Source organism: Streptomyces inusitatus (assembly GCF_014651115.1).
In the GTDB taxonomy this organism is placed as follows: domain Bacteria; phylum Actinomycetota; class Actinomycetes; order Streptomycetales; family Streptomycetaceae; genus Streptomyces; species Streptomyces amakusaensis.
Genome location: NZ_BMWG01000003.1, coordinates 107,215 through 129,156 on the forward strand (window position 1 = coordinate 107,215; position 21,942 = coordinate 129,156).

The 21,942-nt window shown below is 70.3% G+C and carries 26 protein-coding genes and 1 tRNA gene; 4 read left to right on the top strand and 23 right to left on the bottom strand.

Annotation, left to right across the window (positions count from 1 at the left end; translation table 11 throughout):
• Window positions 1–83 precede the first annotated feature (83 nt).
• From IE247_RS08015 to IE247_RS08085, 15 genes are all read right to left on the bottom strand, one after another.
• On the bottom strand, window positions 84–332 hold the full coding sequence (locus IE247_RS08015; RefSeq protein ID WP_229868854.1) for a helix-turn-helix domain-containing protein: 249 nt from the start codon (window positions 330–332) through the stop codon (window positions 84–86).
• Between the two features lie 441 nt (window positions 333–773).
• Window positions 774–992, bottom strand: coding sequence for a hypothetical protein (locus IE247_RS08020; RefSeq protein ID WP_190122250.1), 219 nt, complete (start codon window positions 990–992; stop codon window positions 774–776).
• Window positions 979–1,332 (bottom strand): WhiB family transcriptional regulator, encoded by a 354-nt coding sequence (locus IE247_RS08025; RefSeq protein ID WP_190122251.1) that lies wholly within the window; start codon window positions 1,330–1,332, stop codon window positions 979–981. The genes IE247_RS08020 and IE247_RS08025 overlap by 14 nt, the downstream gene beginning before the upstream one ends.
• An 86-nt stretch (window positions 1,333–1,418) precedes the next feature.
• Window positions 1,419–1,634: a hypothetical protein gene (locus IE247_RS08030; protein ID WP_190122252.1), complete on the bottom strand. Its 216-nt coding sequence runs from the start codon at window positions 1,632–1,634 to the stop codon at window positions 1,419–1,421.
• The gene (locus IE247_RS08035) at window positions 1,631–1,936 is read right to left on the bottom strand and encodes a helix-turn-helix domain-containing protein (RefSeq protein WP_190122253.1); all 306 of its coding nucleotides are present in this window, start codon (window positions 1,934–1,936) and stop codon (window positions 1,631–1,633) included. The genes IE247_RS08030 and IE247_RS08035 overlap by 4 nt, the downstream gene beginning before the upstream one ends.
• Window positions 1,933–2,436, bottom strand: coding sequence for a RusA family crossover junction endodeoxyribonuclease (locus IE247_RS08040; protein ID WP_190122254.1), 504 nt, complete (start codon window positions 2,434–2,436; stop codon window positions 1,933–1,935). Before IE247_RS08040 ends, IE247_RS08035 begins: the two co-directional genes overlap by 4 nt.
• A complete protein-coding gene (locus IE247_RS08045; RefSeq protein WP_190122255.1) occupies window positions 2,433–3,119 on the bottom strand; it encodes a hypothetical protein in 687 nt (228 codons plus the stop codon). The genes IE247_RS08040 and IE247_RS08045 overlap by 4 nt, the downstream gene beginning before the upstream one ends.
• Window positions 3,112–3,336 (bottom strand): hypothetical protein, encoded by a 225-nt coding sequence (locus IE247_RS08050; RefSeq protein WP_190122256.1) that lies wholly within the window; start codon window positions 3,334–3,336, stop codon window positions 3,112–3,114. The genes IE247_RS08045 and IE247_RS08050 overlap by 8 nt, the downstream gene beginning before the upstream one ends.
• Window positions 3,333–4,067 carry an exonuclease domain-containing protein gene (locus tag IE247_RS08055; protein ID WP_229868856.1) on the bottom strand — a complete coding sequence of 245 codons (735 nt, stop codon included), beginning with the start codon at window positions 4,065–4,067 and terminating at the stop codon, window positions 3,333–3,335. Before IE247_RS08055 ends, IE247_RS08050 begins: the two co-directional genes overlap by 4 nt.
• Window positions 4,064–5,074: a recombinase RecT gene (locus tag IE247_RS08060; RefSeq protein ID WP_190122257.1), complete on the bottom strand. Its 1,011-nt coding sequence runs from the start codon at window positions 5,072–5,074 to the stop codon at window positions 4,064–4,066. Before IE247_RS08060 ends, IE247_RS08055 begins: the two co-directional genes overlap by 4 nt.
• Before the next feature lie 2 nt (window positions 5,075–5,076).
• Entirely contained in the window at window positions 5,077–6,177 is a 1,101-nt protein-coding gene (locus IE247_RS08065; protein ID WP_190122258.1) for a YqaJ viral recombinase family nuclease, read from the bottom strand.
• On the bottom strand, window positions 6,170–7,045 hold the full coding sequence (locus IE247_RS08070; protein ID WP_190122259.1) for a hypothetical protein: 876 nt from the start codon (window positions 7,043–7,045) through the stop codon (window positions 6,170–6,172). Before IE247_RS08070 ends, IE247_RS08065 begins: the two co-directional genes overlap by 8 nt.
• On the bottom strand, window positions 7,045–7,200 hold the full coding sequence (locus tag IE247_RS08075; protein ID WP_190122260.1) for a hypothetical protein: 156 nt from the start codon (window positions 7,198–7,200) through the stop codon (window positions 7,045–7,047). Before IE247_RS08075 ends, IE247_RS08070 begins: the two co-directional genes overlap by 1 nt.
• Window positions 7,201–7,287: 87 nt before the next feature.
• Entirely contained in the window at window positions 7,288–7,626 is a 339-nt protein-coding gene (locus IE247_RS08080) for a hypothetical protein (protein WP_190122261.1), read from the bottom strand.
• The gene (locus tag IE247_RS08085; RefSeq protein ID WP_190122262.1) at window positions 7,623–7,892 is read right to left on the bottom strand and encodes a helix-turn-helix domain-containing protein; all 270 of its coding nucleotides are present in this window, start codon (window positions 7,890–7,892) and stop codon (window positions 7,623–7,625) included. The genes IE247_RS08080 and IE247_RS08085 overlap by 4 nt, the downstream gene beginning before the upstream one ends.
• Before the next feature lie 245 nt (window positions 7,893–8,137).
• Between IE247_RS08085 and IE247_RS08090 the strand changes: the two genes are divergently transcribed.
• On the top strand, window positions 8,138–8,629 hold the full coding sequence (locus IE247_RS08090; RefSeq protein WP_190122263.1) for an XRE family transcriptional regulator: 492 nt from the start codon (window positions 8,138–8,140) through the stop codon (window positions 8,627–8,629).
• 5 nt (window positions 8,630–8,634) lie between these two features.
• Window positions 8,635–9,216 (top strand): hypothetical protein, encoded by a 582-nt coding sequence (locus IE247_RS08095; RefSeq protein ID WP_190122264.1) that lies wholly within the window; start codon window positions 8,635–8,637, stop codon window positions 9,214–9,216.
• Here the strand turns inward: IE247_RS08095 and IE247_RS08100 are convergent.
• Together IE247_RS08100 and IE247_RS08105 are read right to left on the bottom strand one after the other, a co-directional pair.
• Window positions 9,209–10,975: a tyrosine-type recombinase/integrase gene (locus IE247_RS08100; RefSeq protein WP_190122265.1), complete on the bottom strand. Its 1,767-nt coding sequence runs from the start codon at window positions 10,973–10,975 to the stop codon at window positions 9,209–9,211. The two genes, IE247_RS08095 and IE247_RS08100, sit on opposite strands and share 8 nt — an antisense overlap.
• 104 nt (window positions 10,976–11,079) lie before the next feature.
• Window positions 11,080–11,162 (bottom strand) — tRNA-Leu (locus tag IE247_RS08105).
• A gap of 549 nt (window positions 11,163–11,711) precedes the next feature.
• On the opposite strand from IE247_RS08105, the gene IE247_RS08110 reads away from it, so the two are divergent.
• Together IE247_RS08110 and IE247_RS08115 are read left to right on the top strand one after the other, a co-directional pair.
• Window positions 11,712–12,482, top strand: coding sequence for an ABC transporter ATP-binding protein (locus tag IE247_RS08110; RefSeq protein WP_190122266.1), 771 nt, complete (start codon window positions 11,712–11,714; stop codon window positions 12,480–12,482).
• Between the two features lie 48 nt (window positions 12,483–12,530).
• Entirely contained in the window at window positions 12,531–15,083 is a 2,553-nt protein-coding gene (locus IE247_RS08115) for an ABC transporter permease (protein WP_190122267.1), read from the top strand.
• A 77-nt stretch (window positions 15,084–15,160) separates the two neighbouring features.
• Here IE247_RS08115 and IE247_RS08120 read toward each other — a convergent pair whose 3' ends face one another.
• The 6 genes from IE247_RS08120 to eno all read right to left on the bottom strand — a co-directional run bounded on the left by IE247_RS08120 (window position 15,161) and on the right by eno (window position 21,884).
• The gene (locus tag IE247_RS08120) at window positions 15,161–16,438 is read right to left on the bottom strand and encodes a class I SAM-dependent methyltransferase (RefSeq protein WP_190122268.1); all 1,278 of its coding nucleotides are present in this window, start codon (window positions 16,436–16,438) and stop codon (window positions 15,161–15,163) included.
• 275 nt (window positions 16,439–16,713) lie between these two features.
• Window positions 16,714–18,096 (bottom strand): NAD(P)/FAD-dependent oxidoreductase, encoded by a 1,383-nt coding sequence (locus IE247_RS08125; protein ID WP_190122269.1) that lies wholly within the window; start codon window positions 18,094–18,096, stop codon window positions 16,714–16,716.
• Window positions 18,097–18,427: 331 nt separating this feature from the next.
• Entirely contained in the window at window positions 18,428–19,345 is a 918-nt protein-coding gene (locus IE247_RS08130; protein ID WP_190122270.1) for a Ppx/GppA phosphatase family protein, read from the bottom strand.
• A 28-nt stretch (window positions 19,346–19,373) separates the two neighbouring features.
• Window positions 19,374–19,904, bottom strand: a complete 531-nt coding sequence (locus IE247_RS08135) for a DUF501 domain-containing protein (RefSeq protein ID WP_190122271.1) — start codon at window positions 19,902–19,904, stop codon at window positions 19,374–19,376.
• Window positions 19,905–20,034: 130 nt separating this feature from the next.
• Window positions 20,035–20,505 (bottom strand): FtsB family cell division protein, encoded by a 471-nt coding sequence (locus IE247_RS08140; RefSeq protein WP_190122272.1) that lies wholly within the window; start codon window positions 20,503–20,505, stop codon window positions 20,035–20,037.
• A gap of 98 nt (window positions 20,506–20,603) precedes the next feature.
• The gene (gene eno / locus IE247_RS08145) at window positions 20,604–21,884 is read right to left on the bottom strand and encodes a phosphopyruvate hydratase (protein ID WP_190122273.1); all 1,281 of its coding nucleotides are present in this window, start codon (window positions 21,882–21,884) and stop codon (window positions 20,604–20,606) included.
• Between the last annotated feature and the right edge of the window lie 58 nt (window positions 21,885–21,942).

Here is a 21,942-nt window from a genome sequence, read left to right on the forward strand (position 1 = left end):
CAACGCTCATCAGGGGCTCCGCTCCGGAAACGACGGGCGGGGCCAGGCCGGTGCCCGGCCCCGCGAGGGTGTTCAGGACGTGGTCACTCCGCCGCGCCGGGTCGCCGGACGCGGGTCCGCAGCGGCACCTCGGCCTCGATGAGGAGGATCCGTGTCAGCCCGAACGACAGGCCGTGCTCGGCCGCCAGGGCCCGGATCGACGACCCGCTCGCATAGCCGGCCGCCACGGCGGCACGCAGCTGGTCGCGGACTTCGCCCTTGAGGCGCGGACGCCGGACTTGCGGTCCCCGCACACCACGCCGCACGGACTCCTGATCCTGGTCCTCGTTCATCGCTCAGTTCCTTTCCGGGGGGGTGGACTTGCCGGGCGGCGCGGGCGTCCAGCCCGGCCGCGTACGTCATCAGCGACCGGAGCGACTCGGCCCGCTCCTCGGGTGAGGCACCGGCCATCGCCGCCGCGAGGGCGGTCACCGTCTCTGCGTCGCAGTTGCAGTAGGCGGTGACCAGCCGGGCCGCGAACAACCGGGCCGGGTCGCCCTCGGCGTCGCCGAGCTGGTCGAGGACCCACGCCTCACCCCGGGCCGCGTCCGGCGGCCCGTGCCGGGTGAGGAGGGCCTTCAGCGCGGTGTCCGCGACAACCCGGCACACCGCGATCAGATCCAGCGCCTCGGCCTGCCAGACGATCCGGCCGGCAGTGTCCGCGACGAGCCATCCGTCGCCGTGGCGGGCCGCTTCAAGGCCCTGCCGCGTCCAGAGCGTCAGCACATCCGGGCTCAGCACGGCAGCACCGCCCCGCCGTAGACGGCAACGATCCGGGTGATCTCCGCCCGATCCGCCTCCGCGCACACCTTGCAGGACGGCAGCTTCTTCCCGTCCCGCAGATTCGTCGCAGCGCCGCAGTGCCAGCACGGCCGCGCCTCGTCGTCGTAGTGCCGCGGGTGCGACCAGTCGAGTAGGCCGGCCAGCGGCACCACAACCTCATGCGACGGCATCGGCTTCCGCCTCTCTCTTCGCCTTCGCCTTCGCCTGCCGCCGCTGCTGCTCGGCCGTACGGCGGGCCGCTCGCAGCAGCTCCGCCCGCTCGTACTCGTCGAGACCGCCCCACACGCCGTAGTCCTCACGGCGCGTCAAGGCGTGCGACAAGCACTGCGGACGGACCGGACAGACACCGCAGAAGCCCTTGGCGTACTCGGTCTCCAGCTGCGCCGGAACTCCACCGGTCCCGACCGGGAAGAAGATCTCGGGCTCCTGGCCGGAGCACGCGGCACCATCACTCCAGTGCGCGCGGCGGGGCAGCGTGATGCGGTCAGCCGGCCTCGGGATGCGCGGCATAGCTCCTCCTCGGTGTCGTGTCCGGACACGTCCAACCCCGATGCGCGGACACGTCCGGACAGATGTCCGCGCAGGCCAGACCCCCTTCACTCCCCCTCGTTCCAGTTGTCCGGGGTGCAACCCGGACATGGTCCGGACACGTCCGGACCATGTCCGTAGCAGTGCCGGTCGCTCCCCCGGCAGCACCGCGAAACGACGAGGAGACCGACCACTCCGAGGAGCAGCGGCATCCAGATCGGGGCCATCTCGACCACTACGACGGCGACCGTGAGGCAGGCCCACAGCACTTTCCAGAGGCTCACGGCGTCACCACCGCCCCGAAGTCCCTGCGCCAGCGGTCCACCGTCCGGCTGGAGATCCCCAGCCGGTTCGCGATGTCCCGCGCCGACCACTCGGCCTTCGTCATCTCCTCGGCCGCGTACCGCTGCTCCCCGTCGGTCAGCGGCGGGCACACACCCCGGCGCGACATCGCACGCTCCACAGCGATCAGATCGATGCCGCGGTACCAGGTCGTGCCAGGGCGGATCACGCCCCGCCCCCGGTCGGGGAGCTGCGCCAGCAGTCCCCCGACCGATTCCAGAGCGGCGGTCTTCTCGCCGGTCACCGCCGCCCCCTTCGCTGCGCAGGGCGCGGAGCAGCAACTCCGGTACGGTCCAGCGACGAGGAGTGATGGGCCACGACCAGCAGCGTCCGAGGTGCCGCAGCATCCAGCTCGATCACCCCGTACACGGCCGTGATCTGCGCGTCGTCGACCCACGCAATGCCGTTTCCGGCATCGCACACATGCTTCAGCAGGTTGTCGACGTCGATCCGCTGCCTGTCCGGCCGGAAGAACACCGCACCGACCGCGAGGTTCCCGGTCCACGGCTGACGGAATGCTCGTCGCAGCAGCCAGGCCGTACGGGTCTCCGCCTCCTCGTCCGCGCTCGCCTTGTACGCCCGCCCCTCCCGGCTGAACCGGGGCCTCGACTTCGACGCCGGCGTGCCCGGCAGCATGAGGAACAGCGGCTCCGGGGAGTCTGGCGCCAGCACCGATGCCAGCAGCCGCATCCGCTTCTCGTCCGCGTCCCTCCCGCCGACCGGCAGGAGACTCGTCCCGCTCACGAGGCATCACCCTCGCCCGACATCCAGTCCTCGGGCAGCGGCGCGGACGCGCGGAACGCGGTCAGCACCAGCTCGTCGTCCTCCGCACCGCAGTTCGCCTCGACGTCCAGCCACCGGCCCGGGAGGCTGTCAACGTCCAAGCCGCTCTCCGAAGCGATCTGGTCCATCAGGACCGTCACCGGCACGCCCGGCAGCCAGGCGACGACCTCCACGCGCGCCAGACGGGCCTTCGTGTCGATGTCGATCACGCGGACTGCGGTGGCCTCGCGGATGTCGTCCCGGCCCCGCAGGTAGGTGTGTCCGAGCGGCGTGATCGCGGGCCTCGCGTGCACGAGCTGGCCGAGCCCCCGCAACTCCAGCTCCGGAAACATCCCGGCCGGGTCCTCGGCGTGCGCGCCCTTCGCCATCTCCCGCAGCAGGGCCTCCGCCTCCGGCGCAAGCGGCAGCTCCCGCGCCATGCGGGTCACCCGCACCTGCGCGGCGCGCCACGCGGCCGTGTGCCTGGTCGTCTCCGCCGAGCACGGGCAGCCCGACACCGTCTCACGGGCCTCATCGCCGGTGTGCCCCACGCAGCGCATCACACTGTCCCGACCCCGCTGACACAGCGCCTCCGTGCAGCACGAGCAGCGCGGGCAGTCCTTCTGGGCCGGCCGGATGTACTCCGGGCCGAACGGCTCATCCACGGGACTCCTCCGTCACGGTGCTGGTGGTCTTGCACGAAAGGCAGCGGCGCACGCCGACGTCGACCAGGTGCGGCGTCCACCGCTTCTCGGCCGGGCACAGGGACCACAGCGGCCCGACCCGGAACAAGGCAGCGCGGGCCGGCCGGGGCGACGACAGGAAGAACGCCACGGCCACCACGGTGAGGACGGCCAGGGCGACCGCCAGGGCCTCGGTCACGAGCCCAACCCCCCGAATCCGGGACGCGCCGGGACGATCGGCCAGTCCGTACGCACGGACGCCGCCAGGTGCCGCTTGTGCGGGGTCGACTCGAAGTACCCGCGCAGACCCTCCTGCTGGTCGGCGTACCAGCGGGCCTGCCGCTCGTGCAGCTCGTCCAGCGGCAGCCCCTTCAGCTCGGGGTGCTCGTCGAGGATCGCCGTGGTGACCGCGCATGCCGCGACCGCGTCAGCGACCGCGTCGTGCGCGGAGCCGTGCGGCACCGCCCAGTGGGCGCACAGGTCCTCCAGGCGGCGCTTCCCGCGCCGGTACCGGTCGACCTGCTTGTCCAGCACCTTCGGGTCGAGGACGCACGGCACCGACGACCCGAACAGCGACCGCAGCCCGTACCTGTCAGCCTCGGTCTCGATCATCGTCAGGTCGAACGCCGCGTTCATCACGACCAGCGGCCGACCGGCCTCGCACGCCTCGGCGAGCGCGGCCGTCACCTCGGCGACGACCTCGGCGGCCGGGCGGCCCGCCTCGCGGGCGGCCTCGGTGGTGTATCCGTGGATCGCCGTGGCGCCGGGCGGGATCTCGACCCCGCCCGCGTCCGACACCCACGCTTGGACCCGGGCGGGCCGGCCGCCGTCGTACGAGACGACGGCGGCCGTGACGATCCTGTCGACCTCGGGCTCAACGCCCGTGGTCTCCAGGTCGAACCCCACCCAGGGCATGTCAGCCCAGGTCACCTGCGGTTCCCCTTCCGTGCCTTGCGGGTCGAGCGCTTCGGCTGCGACCGCTTCACCGTCTTCGTCTTCCGGGTCAGGACCGTGCCGGTCGGCTCCTGCGAGCCCTCGGCCGCCGAGTGCGCGGCCACCGCGTCCGCGAGGGCCTGCGCGTCCTCGTCCGGGGCGTGGACGACCTGCACCTGGCCGGCGTCTCCGGCGTCCTCGGCATTGCCGAGCTGGACCAGCTCCGCGCTCATGGGGACGACCTTGTGCAGCCGCCGCAACCCGCTCTTGGCCCACATGGCGTTGAAGTCGGTGTGCCAGAACGAGTTCTTCGTCCCGGAGTCCTCGGCTCGCCGGTACGCGGCGCTGTACTCGTCGCGGATCTCCTCGGCGTCCTCGCGGCTGAGGACGATCACCTGCGACCGGGCACCGGAGGTCATCCAGCAGAAGGCGTACGCCAGGATCGGCGCGCCCCGGTTCTTCTTCGGGAGGTCCACGCGCGGCTTGTGCGTGAAGTCCAAGGGCGCGGGGGCGGTCGGCTCGTAGTTCCACTCGTCGTTCTCGTGGACCAGGCCGACGTGCACCGAGCCGACCCGGCCGGACCGGTACATCAGCTCGACGTAACCCTGGTACATCGGCACGAACACGGCCTGGTTGCCCTCGCGCTTGATGACCGCGTGGCGGCCGTCCGGCACGAGCCCGAACCGGGCGCACGTCAGCAGGGCTTGCAGGAGGCTGGCCGGGGTGCAGCGGACCAGGCCCGGCAGGGCGGCCCGCACAGCGGCCAGGAATGCCCCGGTGTCCATGTGGGACGGCAGGGCCTTGGTGAAGTGGTCGCCGTACCGCTCCAGCCACGCCAGGACGGCGTCGGTGCTCTCTCCGCCCTCCTGCCGCTCCGACGCGTGCAGCTCCTCCGCCGTGCCGTCCGCGACGACCTCAGCGGGCCGGACCTTCGGGCCGGCCAGGGCGGCGGGCTTCTCCTCGGTGGCCGCGCGCACGCGGTCCCTCAGCGACGTCAATGCCATGGTCAGACCCCCTTGGCCGGGACGTAGAGCTTGCGGGCGCGGTACTTCGCGTACACGTCGGGCCGCTCGGTCTTCAGCCGGTCCATGTCGAGCGCGGGTGCCATGTGCGTGAACTCGGCCGCCAGCTCGGGCTCGGCCTCCGCGAACTGCTTCGGGGCGAAGTTGCCGTTCTGCTTCCACGTCCACGCCGACTCGCCCCCGGCCTTGGCGATCTCGTTCTCGCCGGTCAGCAGCCGCATCTCGTTCTCGACGGCGCGGATCTCGGCCTCGAGGGCCTTCTCCCGCTCCTTGAGGTCCGCCCGCTGCGCCCGCAGCGCCTTCGCCTTCGACAGGTCGATCTCGGCGATCGCCTTGGCCTTGACGCTCCAGAGCTTGCCCAGCAGGTCGGTCGTCGCCTCGTAGCCATCAGGGTCGGGCGGGAAGCCCTCGACGACGTGCCGCTGGAACCAGCGCCCGCAGTAGTCGACGAGGTAGCCGATCATCTCCTCGTCGCGCTCCAGCCTCGACCAGCGGAGCTTGTTGCCACCGACCAGGGCAGCCAGGTAGCCGTGCTGCCAGCCGCCGACCGCCATGCCCCAGTGCGTCTGGATCGCCGGGGCGTCGGGAACCGCTCCGTCCTCCCAGTCGTCGATCTGGTACTCGGATCGGTTCTTGCACTCCAGCAGTCCCGTCGCGACGTCGATGCCGGCGTCGTAGGTGTACCGGTCGACGTTGACCAGCATCCACGAGTGATCGACGTGCACGAGGGTCCCGGGAGACATCCCCACTCGGACCCCGGACCGCTTCGAGAACATGCGGGCGATGAACGCCTCGATCTCCGTACCGATCTCGGCGGCCTCGCTGTCCACCGGGACCGGCCGGCCGTGCTTCGCCTCGTAGACGTGCCGGGGGCTGGTGTACTTCCCGCCGCCCAGGCCGAGGATCGCGGCGACATCGCTGCCGCCGATACCGGCCCGCCGGGTGGCCTCCCACTCCTGGCGGGACGCGTCGGCGGGGAGCAGCAGACGCGCGGTCGGCGCGTCCGTGCGGATGCTGGTGGTCAACGTGGAGCCTTCCGTGGGGTGCGGGGCGGCGAGAAGGGAGAGCTGGGTCACGTCACGCATTGGGGACCGTCTCCTTCCTGCACGCCTTGCAGCGCAGGGAGATGAACTCGCCGTCACGGCACTGGTAGTTGATCCGGCCGTTGTCGCACCTGGTGCAGGCGGCGCGGGTGGCGGCCAGGTCGGCGAGGAACAGGGCGGCCTGCCGCGCGGACATCCGGCCGTCGCGGGCCTTCAGCTCTTCCTGGACGCGGCGGGCGGCCTCGCTGTGGCCGCGCATGTCGAGAAACAGGGCGGCCTGCCTGGCATGCAGGCTCTTGATCTGCGCCGCCGCCGCGTTCAGCAGCAGAACTGCCTCCGTGTACTCCCCGGCGTCGGCGGGTCCGGCCCTCATGGCGCGGATCGCGTCGCGCCGATCGGCGATCTCCAGCTCGGCCACGGCCTTGCGCCACTCGGCGAGGACGTCGGTGTACTGCTCGACGTGCCCGCACGCGTTCGACCATCGGTCGACCACATACCAGTCGCCGTCCTCGTGGAACCGGTGCGGCTTGGCCTCACCGCGGGGGCCGCCGCAGCGCGGGCACTCGGCGGCCACCGTCACGGTGACGACCCGCACGCCCTGGTATCCGCTGCTCGTACCCCGGTCGCACACCCGGTAGGTCATGGACGAGGGGCGCGGCTCGACGGCCGGGGCCCCGGCGATGTAGCGCACCCAGACCGCGGTGCCGTCGTCGTGCATCGCCGCGTACGCCTCGTACGCCCCGGCCGGCTCGTAGGAGGGGACCCGCTCGGCGCGGCCGACGCGCCGCGCGGCCGACTGACCGCTCTGGGGCGACGGGTAGACCGCCGCGAGCCGCCACACGCCGCGCTCGGCGCGGGCCGCTGCCGCGATCGGCGCGTGCTTGATGTAGAGGTTGTGTCCGCGCTTCATCAGCAGGCACCGCCGTTCTCGCGGCGCGAGGCGGCCGGGGCCATCTGGCGCGGCAGCGCGGCGAGCGCGCGGCGGGTCCGGAGCTGGGACGGGTGCCTCAGCGGCACGCACAGCGTGCACGTGCGCGGGTTGTGCTGGGTACAGTGCTTCTTCACGGTTCCTCGATTCGTGTCGTTGAGGTGCCTGACGGCGTCGGGGCGGCGATCAAGGCCCGGCATGGCCCGTCGCTCCCGGCGACGTCGTCAGAAAGCGGTGCGCGTACGTCCCCGCCCCTGGGAGGGGCTGATCCTCGCGATCGCGGGCACCGCCTCCGGCTCCGGCATCGCCTCGTCCTGCGACGCCTGGTCGGCGCCGAGGAGGGCGAGCACGGCGACCGGGATGACGGTGGTCATCGCCTGGATGAGCGCCAGTTCGCAGTCGCAGAACGCGACCGCCTGACCCCGCTTCTGGTGCGGCAGGTCGGCGATGTTCGCCTCCAGCCACGACCGCTTGCAGCCGAGCCGGTCGGCGGCCTGGTCGTAGTCGAAGTTCTCGACGACCGCGCAGCGGCAGTAGGCGCGGCGGGTGAGCTTGGCGCTCATGCCGCAGCCTCTCCGCGCTGCGTCGGCACGGCGGCGAGCAGACAGCTCCCCCGCTCGACCAGCTCGTCGAGCGTCGTGCCGTACGCCGTGGCGATCGACGCGAGCGTCGCCAGGGTCGGGATGGTCAGGCCGGCAAGGATCCGGGAGATCGTGGACTCCCGCACCCCCGTCCGGACGGCGATGGCGTAGAGCGTGGTGTCGCCCGCCGCCCGCGCCTTCTTGATGAGGACGTCGGACCGGAAGGCCAACGCGTTGGTCATGGTCATGAGTGAGACCCCCTGTGATTCAGAGTCTTGCGCGGACGCAAGCCTTGCGCGCAAGGAAGACTCTAGATCAGACCTTCCTTGCGCGCAAGGAAGACACGAATCCGGTTTGGTGTGATTATTTCTCGTACGGGTGCAGATCGATACGGGTGTCTACCAGCACCGACCACCCGCGCACCCCCGCATCTGCGCTACTTGCGTGCGCGCAAGGCATTCCCCCTTGCTTGACCGGGCGCTAGCCTCCGAGCATGCGGAGCACAGATCACAACGTCACCGGCACCGGCACAGCCAAGGCCCAGAGATTCGGCGCGCTCATCAGCGACCTCGCCAGCAAGGCCGGATACGACCTCGTGCCCGGCAGCGGCGGCCGGGCCGCCCTCGCCCGCGACGCACATATGAGCGCGGCATCGGTCGGCCGGATGCTGGAGGGACGCGCGCTCCCTCTCCCGCAGCAGTACGAGTCCCTCGCGCGAGCCGTCCACGCAGACGTGCGCATGCTCCTCGTGACCGCAGAGGTGATCTCGGCGGAGGCATGGCCAGAAGGTGGCAAATCGGATGTACTCTCAGCCACCCATACAGAGCCGCTTTCCCCTGAAGGCGCTGCCGAGAGGTGGGGCATCACCGAGCCCGGCATCCGCGACATGCTCATCGCAAGCGTCCGGCAGGCCATCCGTCTCCAGAACGAGGCCAACAGCCGGCGCACGAACAACGAGCAGGGGGAGGCCGTAGCAAGGAGGTAGCAGCAGTGCTTCGGCGCACAGCCATCACCGCATCCGGCAGCCTGGCAGCCGGAATCGCCATCGCCCTCGTCGACGGCCTTCCGCATCCCCCCGCCGGAACCATCACACCCCTCGCCGTCGATATCGCCCCGCTGACGTGCATGACCGTCATCACCCTCTGCATCCTTCATCGCTGGCTCGACCGCTACACCGCCAACATCCGAACCGAGATGGCCAAAGCCGCCGAGCAGCGCCGCGCCTGCGTCGAAGAGATCAGCGACCGCCTCGCGGAAGTCACACGGCGTGAAGCAGCGGTGAACCGTTCAGCCAAGATCGGCGAAGCCCGGACGGCCGCCCTCCTCAACGCTCTCGCCGAGGCCCGCAAAGAGAACGCCTGCCTCCGCACCGAGCTGGAAGAAATCGGCGAGGAGCGCAACACCCTCATCGCCACGATCCTCCAGCAGTCCGCCGACCGCTTCCGTCCCCGCCCCGAAGCCGCCACCGTCACCCGCCCCGCTCCGTGCATCCCCATGCCGGCCCGGCAGCGAGCACGCGACGGTGCCGTGCCCCAGCCGGTGCACGGCACCGTCGACCCCGCCCTCAACTAACCGACACGACCGGGTTCATACCGCACACCCGAAGAGCATCTCCCCGGGCGACCCCGTACGCCGCCTGTACCGCTCCACGGTCCAGACCCCACGCAGCAGCCTCTGTCACCACCTCGCCCGCGACCCAGCCCGCCCGCTGGTGCGCGGGCTCATCCGTGTAACCGGCCTCCCAGTCCCACACCCACCGCGACCGCGGTTCATGCACCTCCGGTCCCGCGTCCAGCTCCGTACCGTCCGCCGCATACCGGGCCGGCCCCAGCTCCCACAGCAGCACCCGCTCCGGGACGCCCCCGCGCACCTCATTCATCCCGCCCGGAACCTTCCGCTGCCACCACTCCAGCGACCACGTCTCGGCCCACACCGGCCCGCCGACGTCCGCCGACCACCCCGTCGCCGTGGCACCCGCGTGCTCCCGGTCCCAGAACCCGAGCACCACCGGCCCGCAGTGCACGACGTGCACCGGCCGCGACGGCATCGCCGCCACCGGCTCGTCGTCGAACTCCTCCGGCCCGCCGGCGCCCAGGGCCCGTTCGATCGTCGCCATGGCCGCATCGTCCGCTTCGGGCAGCAGGTGCCCGTACCGGTCCGACGTCGTGGTGATCGACTCGTGCCCCAGTCGTCGCTGCACGTACGTCAGCGAGTGCCCGGCCGACAGCAGCGCGGCGGCGAGCGAGTGCCGCAGGTCGTGCGGCGTCGGATTCTTCCACTCCGGGAGCAGGCCGGCCGCCTTGGCCTCCCGGACACCGATCTGCCACCAGTCCCAGAACGTCGAGTATGTCAGCCGGCCGCCCTGCGGCCCCTGGTAGATCAGCTCATCCGGGTCCAGCGCCAGCAGGCCGCGGTCGACCATCCGGCTCCACGTCACCCGGTCGACGCGGAGTGTGCGTCTCGACCTCCGCGACTTCGGCTTGCCCAGGTACCAGCTGCGCTCGGGTGACCACTTCCAGGCTCGCGCGATCCGTACCCGAGCCTTGCCGTCCGCCCGCTGGCCGGGCGGGATCAGGTGCCGCCTCGCCAGCGCGCTGATCTCACCCCAGCGGGCGCCGGTCGCGTACTTGTCCCGGACGAGCTGGCCGGACTCCTCGGTCGGCATGCACGAGGCGATGCCTTCGATCTCGTCCGGGGTCAGGAACTCCATCTCTTCGCCGCCGCCGCCGTCGTCGTCATCGCCGTCGTCGCCGTCGCCGTCGATGCGCGGCAGGCGCACCAGATGGCAGGGATTCCGCTGCCGCAGCGGCGGCTCGTGGTTCACCGCCTCGTCGAGGATTGAGGAGAGCAGGCCGCGGAGGTTTCTTACCGTCTTCGGGGCCATCTTCTTCTTCACCGACCCGCGCCAGACCATGGTCTCGCTCATGGCGTTCTGCCAGACGGACACCGTGTCCTTCGAGAAGTGCTCGGCGCTGCGGACGTCGCAGTTCCCGAACGTCGGCAGGATGTACGTTTCCAGCTCTTTGAGGATCGCCGCCCGGTACCGATCCTCCACGCCGGTCCTGTTTCTGATGGACTTCCGGGCGAAGGCGTCGAAGCGGTACTCCTCCTCCGTGCCGGCCGCCGGGTTGATGTACCCCTTGCCCTTCACCCACCCGAGGGGCCACTGCTGGTTCGCTTCGTTGACGGCGTCCCGAAACACCTCGGCGGCCGGCTCGTCCTGGAAGTTCTCGCCCTGCCACGGGTCGTCCCTGCCTCCGCCCAGCCGCCACTTCACGCGGTAGCTGGTGACCTCCCCGAGCTTGTTCTTCACTCCCTGTACATACGCCATGGACGGATGCTAGGGCGGCGTGCGCCAGCGGTGCGCCAGCAACACGAGAAGAGGAGCGGCGGTAACCGGCCGTTCTCGCAGGTCACCCTAAGTGTCGGTGATTGTGCCCGGAGCCGGACTCGAACCGGCACGGCCATGAAGGCCAGCGAGGTTTAAGCTCGCCGTGTCTGCATTCCACCATCCGGGCCAGGTGCGTGGCTCCGCGTAAGCACATGACCCTATCCGGGTGATCGCCGGGCCAGTCGGCCGCTGGCCCGATGTTGTCTTATTTTATTGCCGCCTGAAGTGGCGTCAGCCCAGGTGACAGAACACCCGGAGGGGGCTGTCCCAGCAGGTGGGCGGTCACGTCGTCAGCCGTGATTGACGGAAATTCGTCGCACCGCGAGTGCGCCGGGCGGCGCGGCGGGGCCGGGCGGGCGAGCCGTCCGCTCTTTATCGCGGTCGCGACCGGGTGCTACCCGGCGGACACCGGGAGCTATCGAAGGCGCACAGAACCCTCACTTGATCTTCGCTGGCTGATCACAGTCTGTTGCCGGAACCTCGGAGTCCGGACCGCCGGGCGCGATGGGGGACCTCAGGGGCGCCGTCATACCAAAGGAGGACGATCGGGCCTGCCGATGCGACCAGAGAGGGCCCCGGGAACGGGCACCCGGGCTGACGATCCGGAGCCGGGGCGCGGTCAGGATGGAGTCAGTCCCCGCACCTCACCCCACCGTGAAAACAGGAGTGCCCCCTCGTGACCACCACGCCCCTCGCACACCGAGCCACCACCGCGGCAGCGCGCGCCACGGATCTGTCCAAGGTGTACGGACAGGGCGAGACCCAGGTGGTCGCCCTGGACCGGGTCAGCGTCGACTTCCGGCAGTCGGAGTTCACCGCGATCATGGGGCCGTCCGGCTCCGGCAAGTCGACGCTGATGCACTGCGTCGCCGGACTGGACACCTTCAGCTCCGGATCGGTCCGCATCGGCGAGACCGAGCTCGGCACACTGAAGGACAAGCAGCTCACCCAGTTGCGCCGGGACAAGATCGGCTTCATCTTCCAGGCGTTCAATCTGCTCCCCACGCTCACCGCGCTGGAGAACATCACACTCCCGATGGACATCGCGGGCCGCAAGGCGGACCAGCAGTGGCTCCAGACCGTCATCGACATGGTCGGTCTGCGCGACCGGCTCAGCCACCGCCCCACCCAGCTCTCCGGCGGCCAGCAGCAGCGTGTGGCCGTGGCGCGCGCCCTGGCCTCCCGGCCGGAGATCATCTTCGGTGACGAGCCCACCGGAAACCTGGACTCGCGCTCCGGCGCGGAGGTGCTCGGCTTCCTCCGCAACTCCGTGCGCGAGCTGGGCCAGACCGTGGTCATGGTGACCCACGACCCCGTCGCCGCCTCCTACGCCGACCGGGTGATCTTCCTCGCCGACGGCCGGATCGTGAACGAGATGCTGCACCCCACCGCCGACGGCGTCCTCGACCAGATGAAGGCCTTCGACGCCAAGGGCCGGACCAGCTGATCCCCACCGCCCAGCAGACTTCCGGCTCTCACACCAGGACTCACTGACATGTTCCGTACCGCCCTGCGCAATGTGCTCGCGCACAAAGCCAGGCTGCTGATGACCGTCCTCGCCGTCGTGCTCGGCGTCGCCTTCGTCTCCGGCACCCTGGTCTTCACCGACACCCTCGGCAACGCCTTCCGCAAACAGACCGCCAAGAGCTTCGACGGCACCGCCGTGGTCGTCTCCAGCCCCACCAGCGACAGCGGCGGCGGGATGAGCCAGGACGGCCTCGCCGACGCCACCCTGAAGAAGATCCAGGGCGCGGAGGGCGTCGCCGGAGCCGTCGGCCGGGTCTCCGGCTTCGCCGGGGTCGCCGACCAGAAGGGCAAGCTGATCGGCAGCAGCTGGTCCAACACCGGGGCGAACTTCGCCCCCGGCAAGGACGGCGAGGACACCTCGTACGACTTCACCAAGGGCGACGGCCCGGTGAAGGCCGACCAGATAGCCCTGGACCGGAAGACCGCCGAGAAGGGCGAGTACGAGGTCGGCGACACGGTACGGGTCTCCACCAGCGGACCGGTGCGGGAGTTCACCCTCTCCGGTGTCTTCACCACCGAGGACGGACAGGTCAACGCGGGCGGCAGCCTGGTCCTGTTCGACACCGCCGTGGCGCAGAAGCTCTATCTGAAGCCCGGCCACTTCAGCGAGATCAATGTCGCCGCCGCCCAGGGCGTCTCCGACCAGAAGGTGCTGACCGAGGTCAAGGAGCTGCTGCCCAAGGGCGCCAAGGCCAAGACCGGTGAGGCGATCGCCGACCAGCAGGCCAAGGACATCGAGTCCGGCCTCAAGAATCTGAACACCATGCTGCTCGTGTTCGCGGGCATCGCGCTCTTCGTCGGCATCTTCCTGATCGCCAACACCTTCACCATGCTGGTCGCCCAGCGCACCAAGGAACTGGCGCTGATGCGCGCCATCGGCGCCTCCCGCCGCCAGGTCAAAAGCTCGGTGATCATGGAAGCGACGGTGGTCGGCGCGATCGCCTCCGCCCTCGGCTTCCTGCTGGGCCTCGGGCTCGCGGTCGGACTGCGCTCCGCGCTGAGCAGCTTCGGCGCGGAGCTGCCCGCCGGTGCGCTGGTCGTCGCCCCCACCTCGGTGCTGGCCGCCTTCGTCGTCGGTGTGCTGATCACCGTCCTCGCCGCCTGGCTGCCCGCCCGCCGGGCCGCCCGGATCGCCCCCATGGCCGCGATGGGCAGCGCCCACGCGGTCGCCACCACCAAGTCCCTGCTGGTGCGGAACACCATCGGCGGCGTCATCACGCTGGCCGGCGCCATCGGGATCGTCTCGGGCGCGGCCACCGGCGGCGGCCAGGGCCGGATGCTGATCGGCGGCGGGGCCTTCCTCGCCCTGATCGGTGTGATCGTGCTGATCCCGCTGCTCTCCCGCCCGGTGATCGCCCTGGTGCGCCCCCCGCTGAGCCGGCTGTTCGGAGTCTCCGGCAAGCTCGCCGCGCAGAACGCGGTCCGTAACCCCCGCCGTACCGGAGCGACCGCCTCCGCGCTGGCGATCGGACTCACCCTGGTCACCGGTCTGACCGTCATCGGCGTCACCCTGAGCCACGCCATCGACAAGGCGACCACGGACAACGTCCGCGCCGACTACATGGTCACGATGGCCAGCGGCAACACCATGGACGCCTCGGTGCTCACCGCGCTGGAGAAGGCCGAGGGCGTCAAGGCCGTCTCCGGCCAGCAGGCCTTCTTCCTGAAGATCGACGGCGAGGAGCGGATCGTCTCCGCCGTCGACGCCGCCGACGTCAGCGAGGTCTTCCGGCTCGACACGGTCTCCGGCTCGCTCGCCACCCTCGGCGAGGGCCGGATCGCCATCGCCGAGAAGACCGCCGAGGAGAACGGCTGGAAGCCCGGCGACACCCTGCCGGTCGCCTTCCACCAGGACGGCGACGACCGCAAGGCCGAGAAGAAGGAGCTGACGGTCGGCGCGGTCTACAAGGAGAACGAGTTCATCTCCCCGTTCGTCCTCTCCGCCTCCGTCGTCGCCCCGTACGACTCGACCCCGGACATCCAGGAAGTCTGGCTGACCATGGACGGCGGCGAGAGCGCCGCCAATGAGCAGGCCCTGGTGAAGGCGCTGGGCAATGACCCCGGCATGAACATCATGGACAAGCAGGAGCTGCGCAACTCCTTCGGCGGCATGATCAACCAGATGCTCAACATCATGTACGGCCTGCTGGGCATGGCCCTGATCATCGCGGTGCTCGGAGTCGTCAACACCCTGGCGATGTCGGTCTTCGAGCGTCAGCAGGAGATCGGCATGCTGCGGGCGATCGGCCTGGACCGGGCCAGGGTCAAGCGCATGATCCGCCTGGAGGCGGTGGTGATCTCGGTCTTCGGAGCGCTGATCGGCATCGGGCTCGGCACCTTCCTCGGCTGGGCCATCGGCGAGACCCTCAAGAGCTCCATCCCGGACTACGCCCTGGTCATCCCCTGGGCCCGGATCGGACTCTTCCTGCTGCTCGCCGGTGCGGTCGGAGTGCTGGCCGCCATGTGGCCGGCCCGCAGCGCCGCCCGGCTGAACATGCTGACGGCCATCAAGACCGAGTAGCCGACACCGCGCCGCCCGGGCCCCGCCGGAGAGAGCCGACCGCTCTCCCCGGCGGGGCCTTTCGGTGTGCCGGTGGATCAGTTCCAGGTACGGGCGCGCAGCGGCAGCCCGGCGGCCCCGGTCTCCGGGGTCTTGACGGCCAGGATCTGGTTGACGCCGATCCGGTTGTGTTCGAAGGCGAGCGCGCTGGCGGCCATGTACAGCCGCCAGACGCGGGCCCGTCCGAAGGAGGTGAGACGTACGGACTGCTCCCAGCCGGCCTCCAGATTGGCGACCCAGCGGCGCAGGGTCAGGGCGTAGTGCTCACGGATCGACTCGACGTCCCGGGCCTCGAAGCCCGCCTCCTCCAGCAGGGAGACGGTGCGGCCGAGGGGGGAGAGCTCTCCGTCGGGGAAGACATAGCGGTCGATGAAGGGGTCCACCCGGTAGGCGTCCTCGTCCTTCTCGGGGCGGCGGGCGATCTGGTGGTTGAGCAGCCGGCCGCCGGGCTTCAGCAGCGCGTGGAGCTGGTGGGCGTACTCCAGATAGCGGACGGCCCCGACGTGTTCCGCCATCCCGATGGAGGAGATCGCGTCATAAGGACCGTCCTTGACGTCCCGGTAGTCCTGAACACGGATCTCGATCCGGTCGGTGAGCCCGGCCTCGGCGATGCGCTTGCGGGCGTACGCGGCCTGCTCGCGGGAGATGGTGACACCGGTGACGCTGACGCCGTACTCGCGGGCGGCGTGCATCGCCATCGAGCCCCAGCCGCAGCCGACGTCGAGCAGGCGTTCGCCCTCGGTGAGGCCGAGCTTGCGACAGACGAGATCGAGCTTGGCGGCCTGGGCCTCCTCCAGCGAGGTGGTCTCGTCCCAATAGGCGCAGGAGTAGACCATGGACGGGCCGAGGACCAGCTCGTAGAAGGGGTTGCCCACGTCGTAGTGGTGGCTGATGGACTGCCGGTCGCGCCACTTGGTGTGCAGACCGCCGGCACGGCGCCGGGCCTCCTCCACGGGCGGCCGGGGCGGGGGCAGTGCGCCGCCCAGTCCGATCAGAGTGCGGGCCGCGGTGAGCAGTCGGGGGTCCCGGAGCGGAATGGACCCATCCGCCCGTTCCCAGATAAGGCCCGCGAGCCGGTCCAGGGCGGTGTAGAGGTCCCCTTCCACATCGATGTCCCCGGCGACCCAGCCCCGGGCGAGTCCCAGCTCGCCCGGCTGCCACAACAGCCTCCGCAGCGCCCGCCGGCGCCGGAGGATCAGCACCGGCCCGTCCGGCGGTCCCGCCTCGGAGCCGTCCCAGGCGCGCAGACGCACCGGGAAGGGAGTGTTGAGCAGTTCTTCGGCTAAGGTCGTCAGCCGCAGTGCGGCGTCGGCCATGACGCACACCTCCGTGATGATGATTCGCTGCCTCGGGGTCCTGTGCTCCGGTGCCCCGCTCACCGGGGACAACAAGCCGACCACTGTGCGTGCTTCCCGTCTGGACGCGATCTCGCACAGAATTCTGAACGAGCCCCTCGCACGGCGGTGGCATCAGCGACCGGCCGGGGGGAGCGGGCGACGGTTTCAGGACAGGCCCCGGCCCTGCCGGACATGCCGAAGGGCCGCCCGCACCACGGATGGCGGACGGCCCTTCGAACAGGGTTTCTTGCAGGTCAGGAAGTTTTGGCCTTCTCCGGAGCGGGAGTGGAGACCGGGGCCGGGGCGGGCTTGGCCGCCTCGTAGAACTCCTCGCGCGGCGACTCGATCGCACCGAGCGAGACGACCTCGCGCTTGAGGAACATCTGAAGAGTCCAGTCGGCGAAGACGCGGATTTTCCGGTTCCAGGTGGGCATCGCCATGCCGTGGTAGCCACGGTGCATGTACCAGGCCAGCCGGCCGCGGAGCTTGATCTTCGTCTTGCCCATGACGATCATCGCGACGCCCTTGTGGACACCGAGACCGGCGACCGCGCCCTTGTTGGCGTGGCTGTAGTCCTTCTGCGGGAAGCCGCGCATCCCGGAGATGACGTTGTCGCCGAGGAGCTTGGCCTGACGCAGCGCGTGCTGGGCGTTCGGCGGGCACCAGGCGTTCTCGACCCCGGCCTTGCGGGCGGCGAGGTCCGGGACCTGGGCGTTGTCGCCCGCGGCCCAGACATAGTCGGTGCCCTGGACCTGAAGGGTGGTGGCGGTGTCCACATGGCCGCGGGGGCCGAGCGGGAGACCGTAGCGGGCGAGCGCCGGGTTGGGCTTCACACCGGCGGTCCACACAATGGTGCTGGAGTCGACCTCAAGGCCGTTCTTCAGCACGACATGGCCGTCCACGCAGGAGTCCATCGAGGTCGAGAGGTAGATCTCGACGCCGCGGCTCTCCAGATGCTCCTTGCCGTACGCGCCGAGCTTCGGCCCGACCTCGGGAAGGATCTTGTCGGCCGCGTCGACCAGGATGAAGCGCATGTCCTCGCGCTTCACGTTGTTGTAGTACTTGGCCGCGTCGCGGGCCAGGTCCTCGACCTCACCGATGGTCTCGGCGCCGGCGAAGCCGCCGCCCACGAAGACGAAGGTGAGCGCCTTGCGGCGGACGTCCTCATCGGTGGTGGAGTCGGCCTTGTCGAGCTGCTCCAGCACATGGTTGCGCAGGCCGATGGCCTCTTCGATGCCCTTCATACCGATGCCCTGCTCGGCGAGGCCGGGGATCGGGAAGGTCCGGGAGATCGCGCCGAGGGCGACCACCAGATAGTCGAAGGGCAGCTCGTACGCGTCGCCGACCAGGGGGGCGACGGTGGCCACCTTGCGGTCCTGGTCGATGGTGGTGACCCTGCCGGTGAGCACCTCGGCCTTGGGCAGCACGCGTCGCAGCGGGACGACGACGTGCCGCGGCGAGATGCTGCCGGCGGCGGCTTCGGGGAGGAACGGCTGGTACGTCATGTACGAGCGCGGGTCGACGACCGTGACGGTCGCTTCGCCGTACCGCATCTTCTTCAGAATGCGGCGCGCCGCGTACAGGCCTACGTACCCACCGCCTACGACGAGGATCCTGGGACGCTCCGTGGTGCTCATGCCATCGAGTATCCACCCCCCTGACAGGGGGTGCTCGTGAGCCCCTTCACAAGAAGTTGGGTACCCCCTGCTACACTACGCGGCCCGCGTGACCGGGATCATGCTTCCGCGAAGGAACCAAAACCCCCGCCGCGGGCCACTGAACCCCCTGTGAGCTGGCCTTTAACCCTTCCTTACAAATGGACCACCGGCCGGGTTCACACCGTCGAAATGTCCCCCGGGCCACTCGGCCCGCCCCAGAGGGGGCCGAATGGCCCACGCGAGGGGGGCTTTCGGCCTCCCACAGCGCCCATCAGGGCTCTTTTCCTTGTGAAGAAGTTCACGAACTTCTTCACCGGGCGATGGACCAGGCGATCCCGTCGAGGATGTCGTGCTCGCTGACGACCACCTCGGACGCACCGGTCCGGTCCATGATCGCGAGGAGGACGAGAGCGCCGGAGACGATGACATCGACCCGGCCCGGGTGCATGACCGGGATCGCGGCGCGCTCGGCGTGGGTGGCGGTGGTGAGCGCGCGGGTGATCTCGGCGACGCGGGCGCGGGGGATCCGGGCGCGGTGGATCGCGGCCGAGTCGTAGGCGTCCAGACCGAGGGCGATGCCCGCGAGGGTGGTGACCGATCCGGCGAGGCCGACGAGGGTCCGGTCCCCGGTGAGGGGGACGGTCCCGGCGGCGAGATCGAGGGCGGCCTCGATGTCGGCGCGGACGGCGTCCAGCTCGGCGGCGGCGGGCGGGTCGCTGCGGATGTGGCGCTCGGTGAGCCGTACGCAGCCGATGTCCACGGACCGGGCCGCCTCGACGTGCTCCCGGCCGAGCACAAACTCGGTGGAGCCGCCGCCGATGTCCACGACCAGGCGCTCCTCATCGCCCGCCAGCTCCTTGGTGGCCCCGGTGAAGGAGAACTCGGCCTCCTGGTCACCGGTGATCACCTCGGGCTCGACGCCGAGGATGTCCAGGACGCCGCCGACGAACTCCGCGCGGTTCTCGGCGTCCCGGGAGGCGGAGGTGGCGACGAAGCGGAGCCGGTCCGCGCCGTGCTCCTTGATGACCGCCGCGTACTCACGGCAGGCGGCGAAGGTCCGCTCCAGGGCCTCGGGGGCCAGCCTCCCGGTGCGGTCGACGCCCTGGCCGAGCCGGACGATGGTCATCCGGCGGTCGAGCTCGGTCAGGCTCCCCGTGGCGGGGTCGACATCGGCGACGAGCAGCCGGATGGAGTTGGTACCGCAGTCGATGGCGGCGACCCGGGTCATGCGCGCTCCTAGGCTCGTTCGTTCGGGATCAGGCTTCGGCGGGCGCGCACGGCGAGACGCACGGCCCCTTGCGCCACCACTCGGGCAGCATCGCGATCGCCTCGTCGCCCAGCGGGTTGACCCCGGGGCCGGCCGCCAGCGAGTGGCCGACCAGGACATGGAGGCACTTCACCCGGTCCGGCATGCCGCCGGCGCTGGGGAAGCCCTGGAGCACGTCGATCTCGTCGCGGCGCGCGATGTAGTCCTCGTGCGCGGCGCGGTAGGCGGCGGCCAGCTCGGGGTCGGTCGCCAGGCGCTCGGTCATCTCCTTCATGACCCCGTTCGCCTCCAGCGTGCCGATCGCCGACGCGGCCCGGGGGCAGGTCAGGTAGTACAGCGTGGGGAAGGGGGTGCCGTCGGGCAGCCGGGGCGCGGTCTCGACGACGTCCGGCAGACCGCAGGGGCAGCGGTGCGCGATGGAGCGCAGCCCGCGCGGCGGGCGGCCGAGCTGTTCCTTGAACGCCGCGATGTCCGCGTCGGTGGGAACGGTGGATTCGGTGTGGGGAGGAGGGGTTTCCATGCCTGCCTTGGCTCTAACAGTCTCTGTGGTTCTGCCGGCGGTCCGCCGGAGGTGCCGGGTGCCGGGTGCCGTGTCGTGTGCCGTGTGCCGTGCCGTGCCGTGTGCCGTGTTGTCAGGACGGTCCGCGTCGTCAGCGGCGGTCCGCGTCGTCGACGCCGTCCCAGACATTGGAGTACCAGGGACGGTCGGCCGAACCGTCCTCGGTGCGCCGCTGTTCCGCGACCTCCGGATCGATCATCGTGTATCCGGTCTCGCCGGGGAGCACATAGTGCAGATGCTCCCGGGCCAGCCTGCGGATGTAGAGGTCGTCCTGGAGTCTCGCCTTCTCGTCCCGGAGGCGTTCGACCTGCTCTCTCGCCTCGGCCATCCGGTCGCGCTGCTCGGCCATGTCGCCGCGCTGGGAGACGTACTGCCGCATGGGGTACGCGAGGGCGACCACCAGCGAGCAGACGACGAGGGCGAGGAAGGCCGCGCGCCCGGTGAGCCGGGAGCGGCGGGCCTGCCGCCGGGTCTGGGAGCGGTAGACACGGGCGGCGGTCTGCTCTCCGAGCAGCCGCAGCCTGGTCGCGGTGGAGAACCGGTCTCGGCTCTTCCCGGCCATGTCTTCCGCCTCCCTCACGTACATACGTCCCCGGACACGGTACGGGACCGCGGCCGGGGACGTGCGTACGACGGGGCTCGGATCGGCCCCGGTGCGGATCAGCCCTTGAAGCGGGGGAACGCGCTCCGGCCGGCGTAGACCGCGGCGTCGTCGAGGATCTCCTCGATGCGCAGCAGCTGGTTGTACTTGGCGACGCGCTCGGAGCGGGCCGGGGCGCCGGTCTTGATCTGGCCGCAGTTGGTGGCGACGGCCAGGTCGGCGATGGTGACGTCCTCGGTCTCGCCGGAGCGGTGGGACATCATGCACTTGAAGCCGTTGCGCTGGGCCAGCTCGACGGCGTCCAGGGTCTCGGTCAGCGAACCGATCTGGTTGACCTTGACGAGAAGGGCGTTGGCCGCGTTCTCCTCGATGCCGCGGCCGAGGCGCTCCGGGTTGGTGACGAAGAGGTCGTCGCCGACGATCTGGACCTTCGCGCCCAGCTTCTCGGTGAGGGCCTTCCAGCCGTCCCAGTCGTCCTCGAACAGCGGGTCCTCGATGGAGACCAGCGGGTAGGCGTCGACCAGCTCCGCGTAGTACTCGGTCATCTCGGCGGCGGTGCGGGACTTGCCCTCGAAGGAGTAGACGCCGTCCTTGTAGAACTCGGAGGCGGCGACGTCGAGCGCGAGCGCGATGTCCTGGCCGGGGGTGTAACCGGCCTCCTTGATCGCCTCAAGGATGAGGTCGAGCGCGGCCCGGTTGGAGTCGAGGTTCGGCGCGAAGCCGCCCTCGTCGCCGAGACCGGTGGACAGGCCCTTCTGCTTCAGGACCTTCTTGAGGGTGTGGTAGACCTCCGCGCCCCAGCGCAGCGCCTCGGAGAAGGACTCCGCGCCGATCGGGGCGATCATGAACTCCTGGATGTCCACGTTGGAGTCGGCGTGCGAGCCGCCGTTCAGGATGTTCATCATCGGAACGGGCAGCAGGTGCGCGTTCGGGCCGCCGAGGTAGCGGAAGAGCGGCAGGTCGGAGGCCTCGGAGGCGGCGTGGGCCACGGCGAGGGAGACGCCGAGGATGGCGTTGGCGCCGAGCGAGCCCTTGTTGTCGGTGGCGTCCAGGTCGAACATGGCCTGGTCGATCAGGCGCTGCTCAGTGGCGTCGTAGCCGACCAGCTCGGGGCCGATCTGCTCGATGACGGCGAGGACGGCCTTCTCGACGCCCTTGCCGAGGTAGCGGTTCTGGTCGCCGTCACGAAGCTCGATGGCTTCGAAGGCTCCGGTGGAAGCACCGGACGGAACGGCAGCACGGCCGGTGCTGCCGTCGTCGAGGCCAACCTCGACCTCGACCGTGGGGTTGCCTCGGGAGTCCAGGATTTCCCGGGCTACGACGACGTCGATGGACGGCACGAGCATCTCCTTTATGGGATGTGACGCATGGAACGCAGGGTCTCATTGGCCTTGCGAC

Excerpts from the sequence above, each read along its gene's own strand:
- IE247_RS08015 (WP_229868854.1), bottom strand. The coding sequence starts at position 332 with ATGAACGAGGACCAGGATCAGGAGTCCGTGCGGCGTGGTGTGCGGGGA.
- IE247_RS08020 (WP_190122250.1), bottom strand. The coding sequence starts at position 992 with ATGCCGTCGCATGAGGTTGTGGTGCCGCTGGCCGGCCTACTCGACTGG.
- IE247_RS08025 (WP_190122251.1), bottom strand. The coding sequence starts at position 1,332 with ATGCCGCGCATCCCGAGGCCGGCTGACCGCATCACGCTGCCCCGCCGC.
- IE247_RS08060 (WP_190122257.1), bottom strand. The coding sequence starts at position 5,074 with ATGGCATTGACGTCGCTGAGGGACCGCGTGCGCGCGGCCACCGAGGAG.
- IE247_RS08065 (WP_190122258.1), bottom strand. The coding sequence starts at position 6,177 with ATGCGTGACGTGACCCAGCTCTCCCTTCTCGCCGCCCCGCACCCCACG.
- IE247_RS08070 (WP_190122259.1), bottom strand. The coding sequence starts at position 7,045 with ATGAAGCGCGGACACAACCTCTACATCAAGCACGCGCCGATCGCGGCA.
- IE247_RS08080 (WP_190122261.1), bottom strand. The coding sequence starts at position 7,626 with ATGAGCGCCAAGCTCACCCGCCGCGCCTACTGCCGCTGCGCGGTCGTC.
- IE247_RS08085 (WP_190122262.1), bottom strand. The coding sequence starts at position 7,892 with ATGACCATGACCAACGCGTTGGCCTTCCGGTCCGACGTCCTCATCAAG.
- IE247_RS08090 (WP_190122263.1), top strand. The coding sequence starts at position 8,138 with ATGCGGAGCACAGATCACAACGTCACCGGCACCGGCACAGCCAAGGCC.
- IE247_RS08100 (WP_190122265.1), bottom strand. The coding sequence starts at position 10,975 with ATGGCGTATGTACAGGGAGTGAAGAACAAGCTCGGGGAGGTCACCAGC.
- IE247_RS08115 (WP_190122267.1), top strand. The coding sequence starts at position 12,531 with ATGTTCCGTACCGCCCTGCGCAATGTGCTCGCGCACAAAGCCAGGCTG.
- IE247_RS08120 (WP_190122268.1), bottom strand. The coding sequence starts at position 16,438 with ATGGCCGACGCCGCACTGCGGCTGACGACCTTAGCCGAAGAACTGCTC.
- IE247_RS08125 (WP_190122269.1), bottom strand. The coding sequence starts at position 18,096 with ATGAGCACCACGGAGCGTCCCAGGATCCTCGTCGTAGGCGGTGGGTAC.
- IE247_RS08130 (WP_190122270.1), bottom strand. The coding sequence starts at position 19,345 with ATGACCCGGGTCGCCGCCATCGACTGCGGTACCAACTCCATCCGGCTG.
- IE247_RS08135 (WP_190122271.1), bottom strand. The coding sequence starts at position 19,904 with ATGGAAACCCCTCCTCCCCACACCGAATCCACCGTTCCCACCGACGCG.
- IE247_RS08140 (WP_190122272.1), bottom strand. The coding sequence starts at position 20,505 with ATGGCCGGGAAGAGCCGAGACCGGTTCTCCACCGCGACCAGGCTGCGG.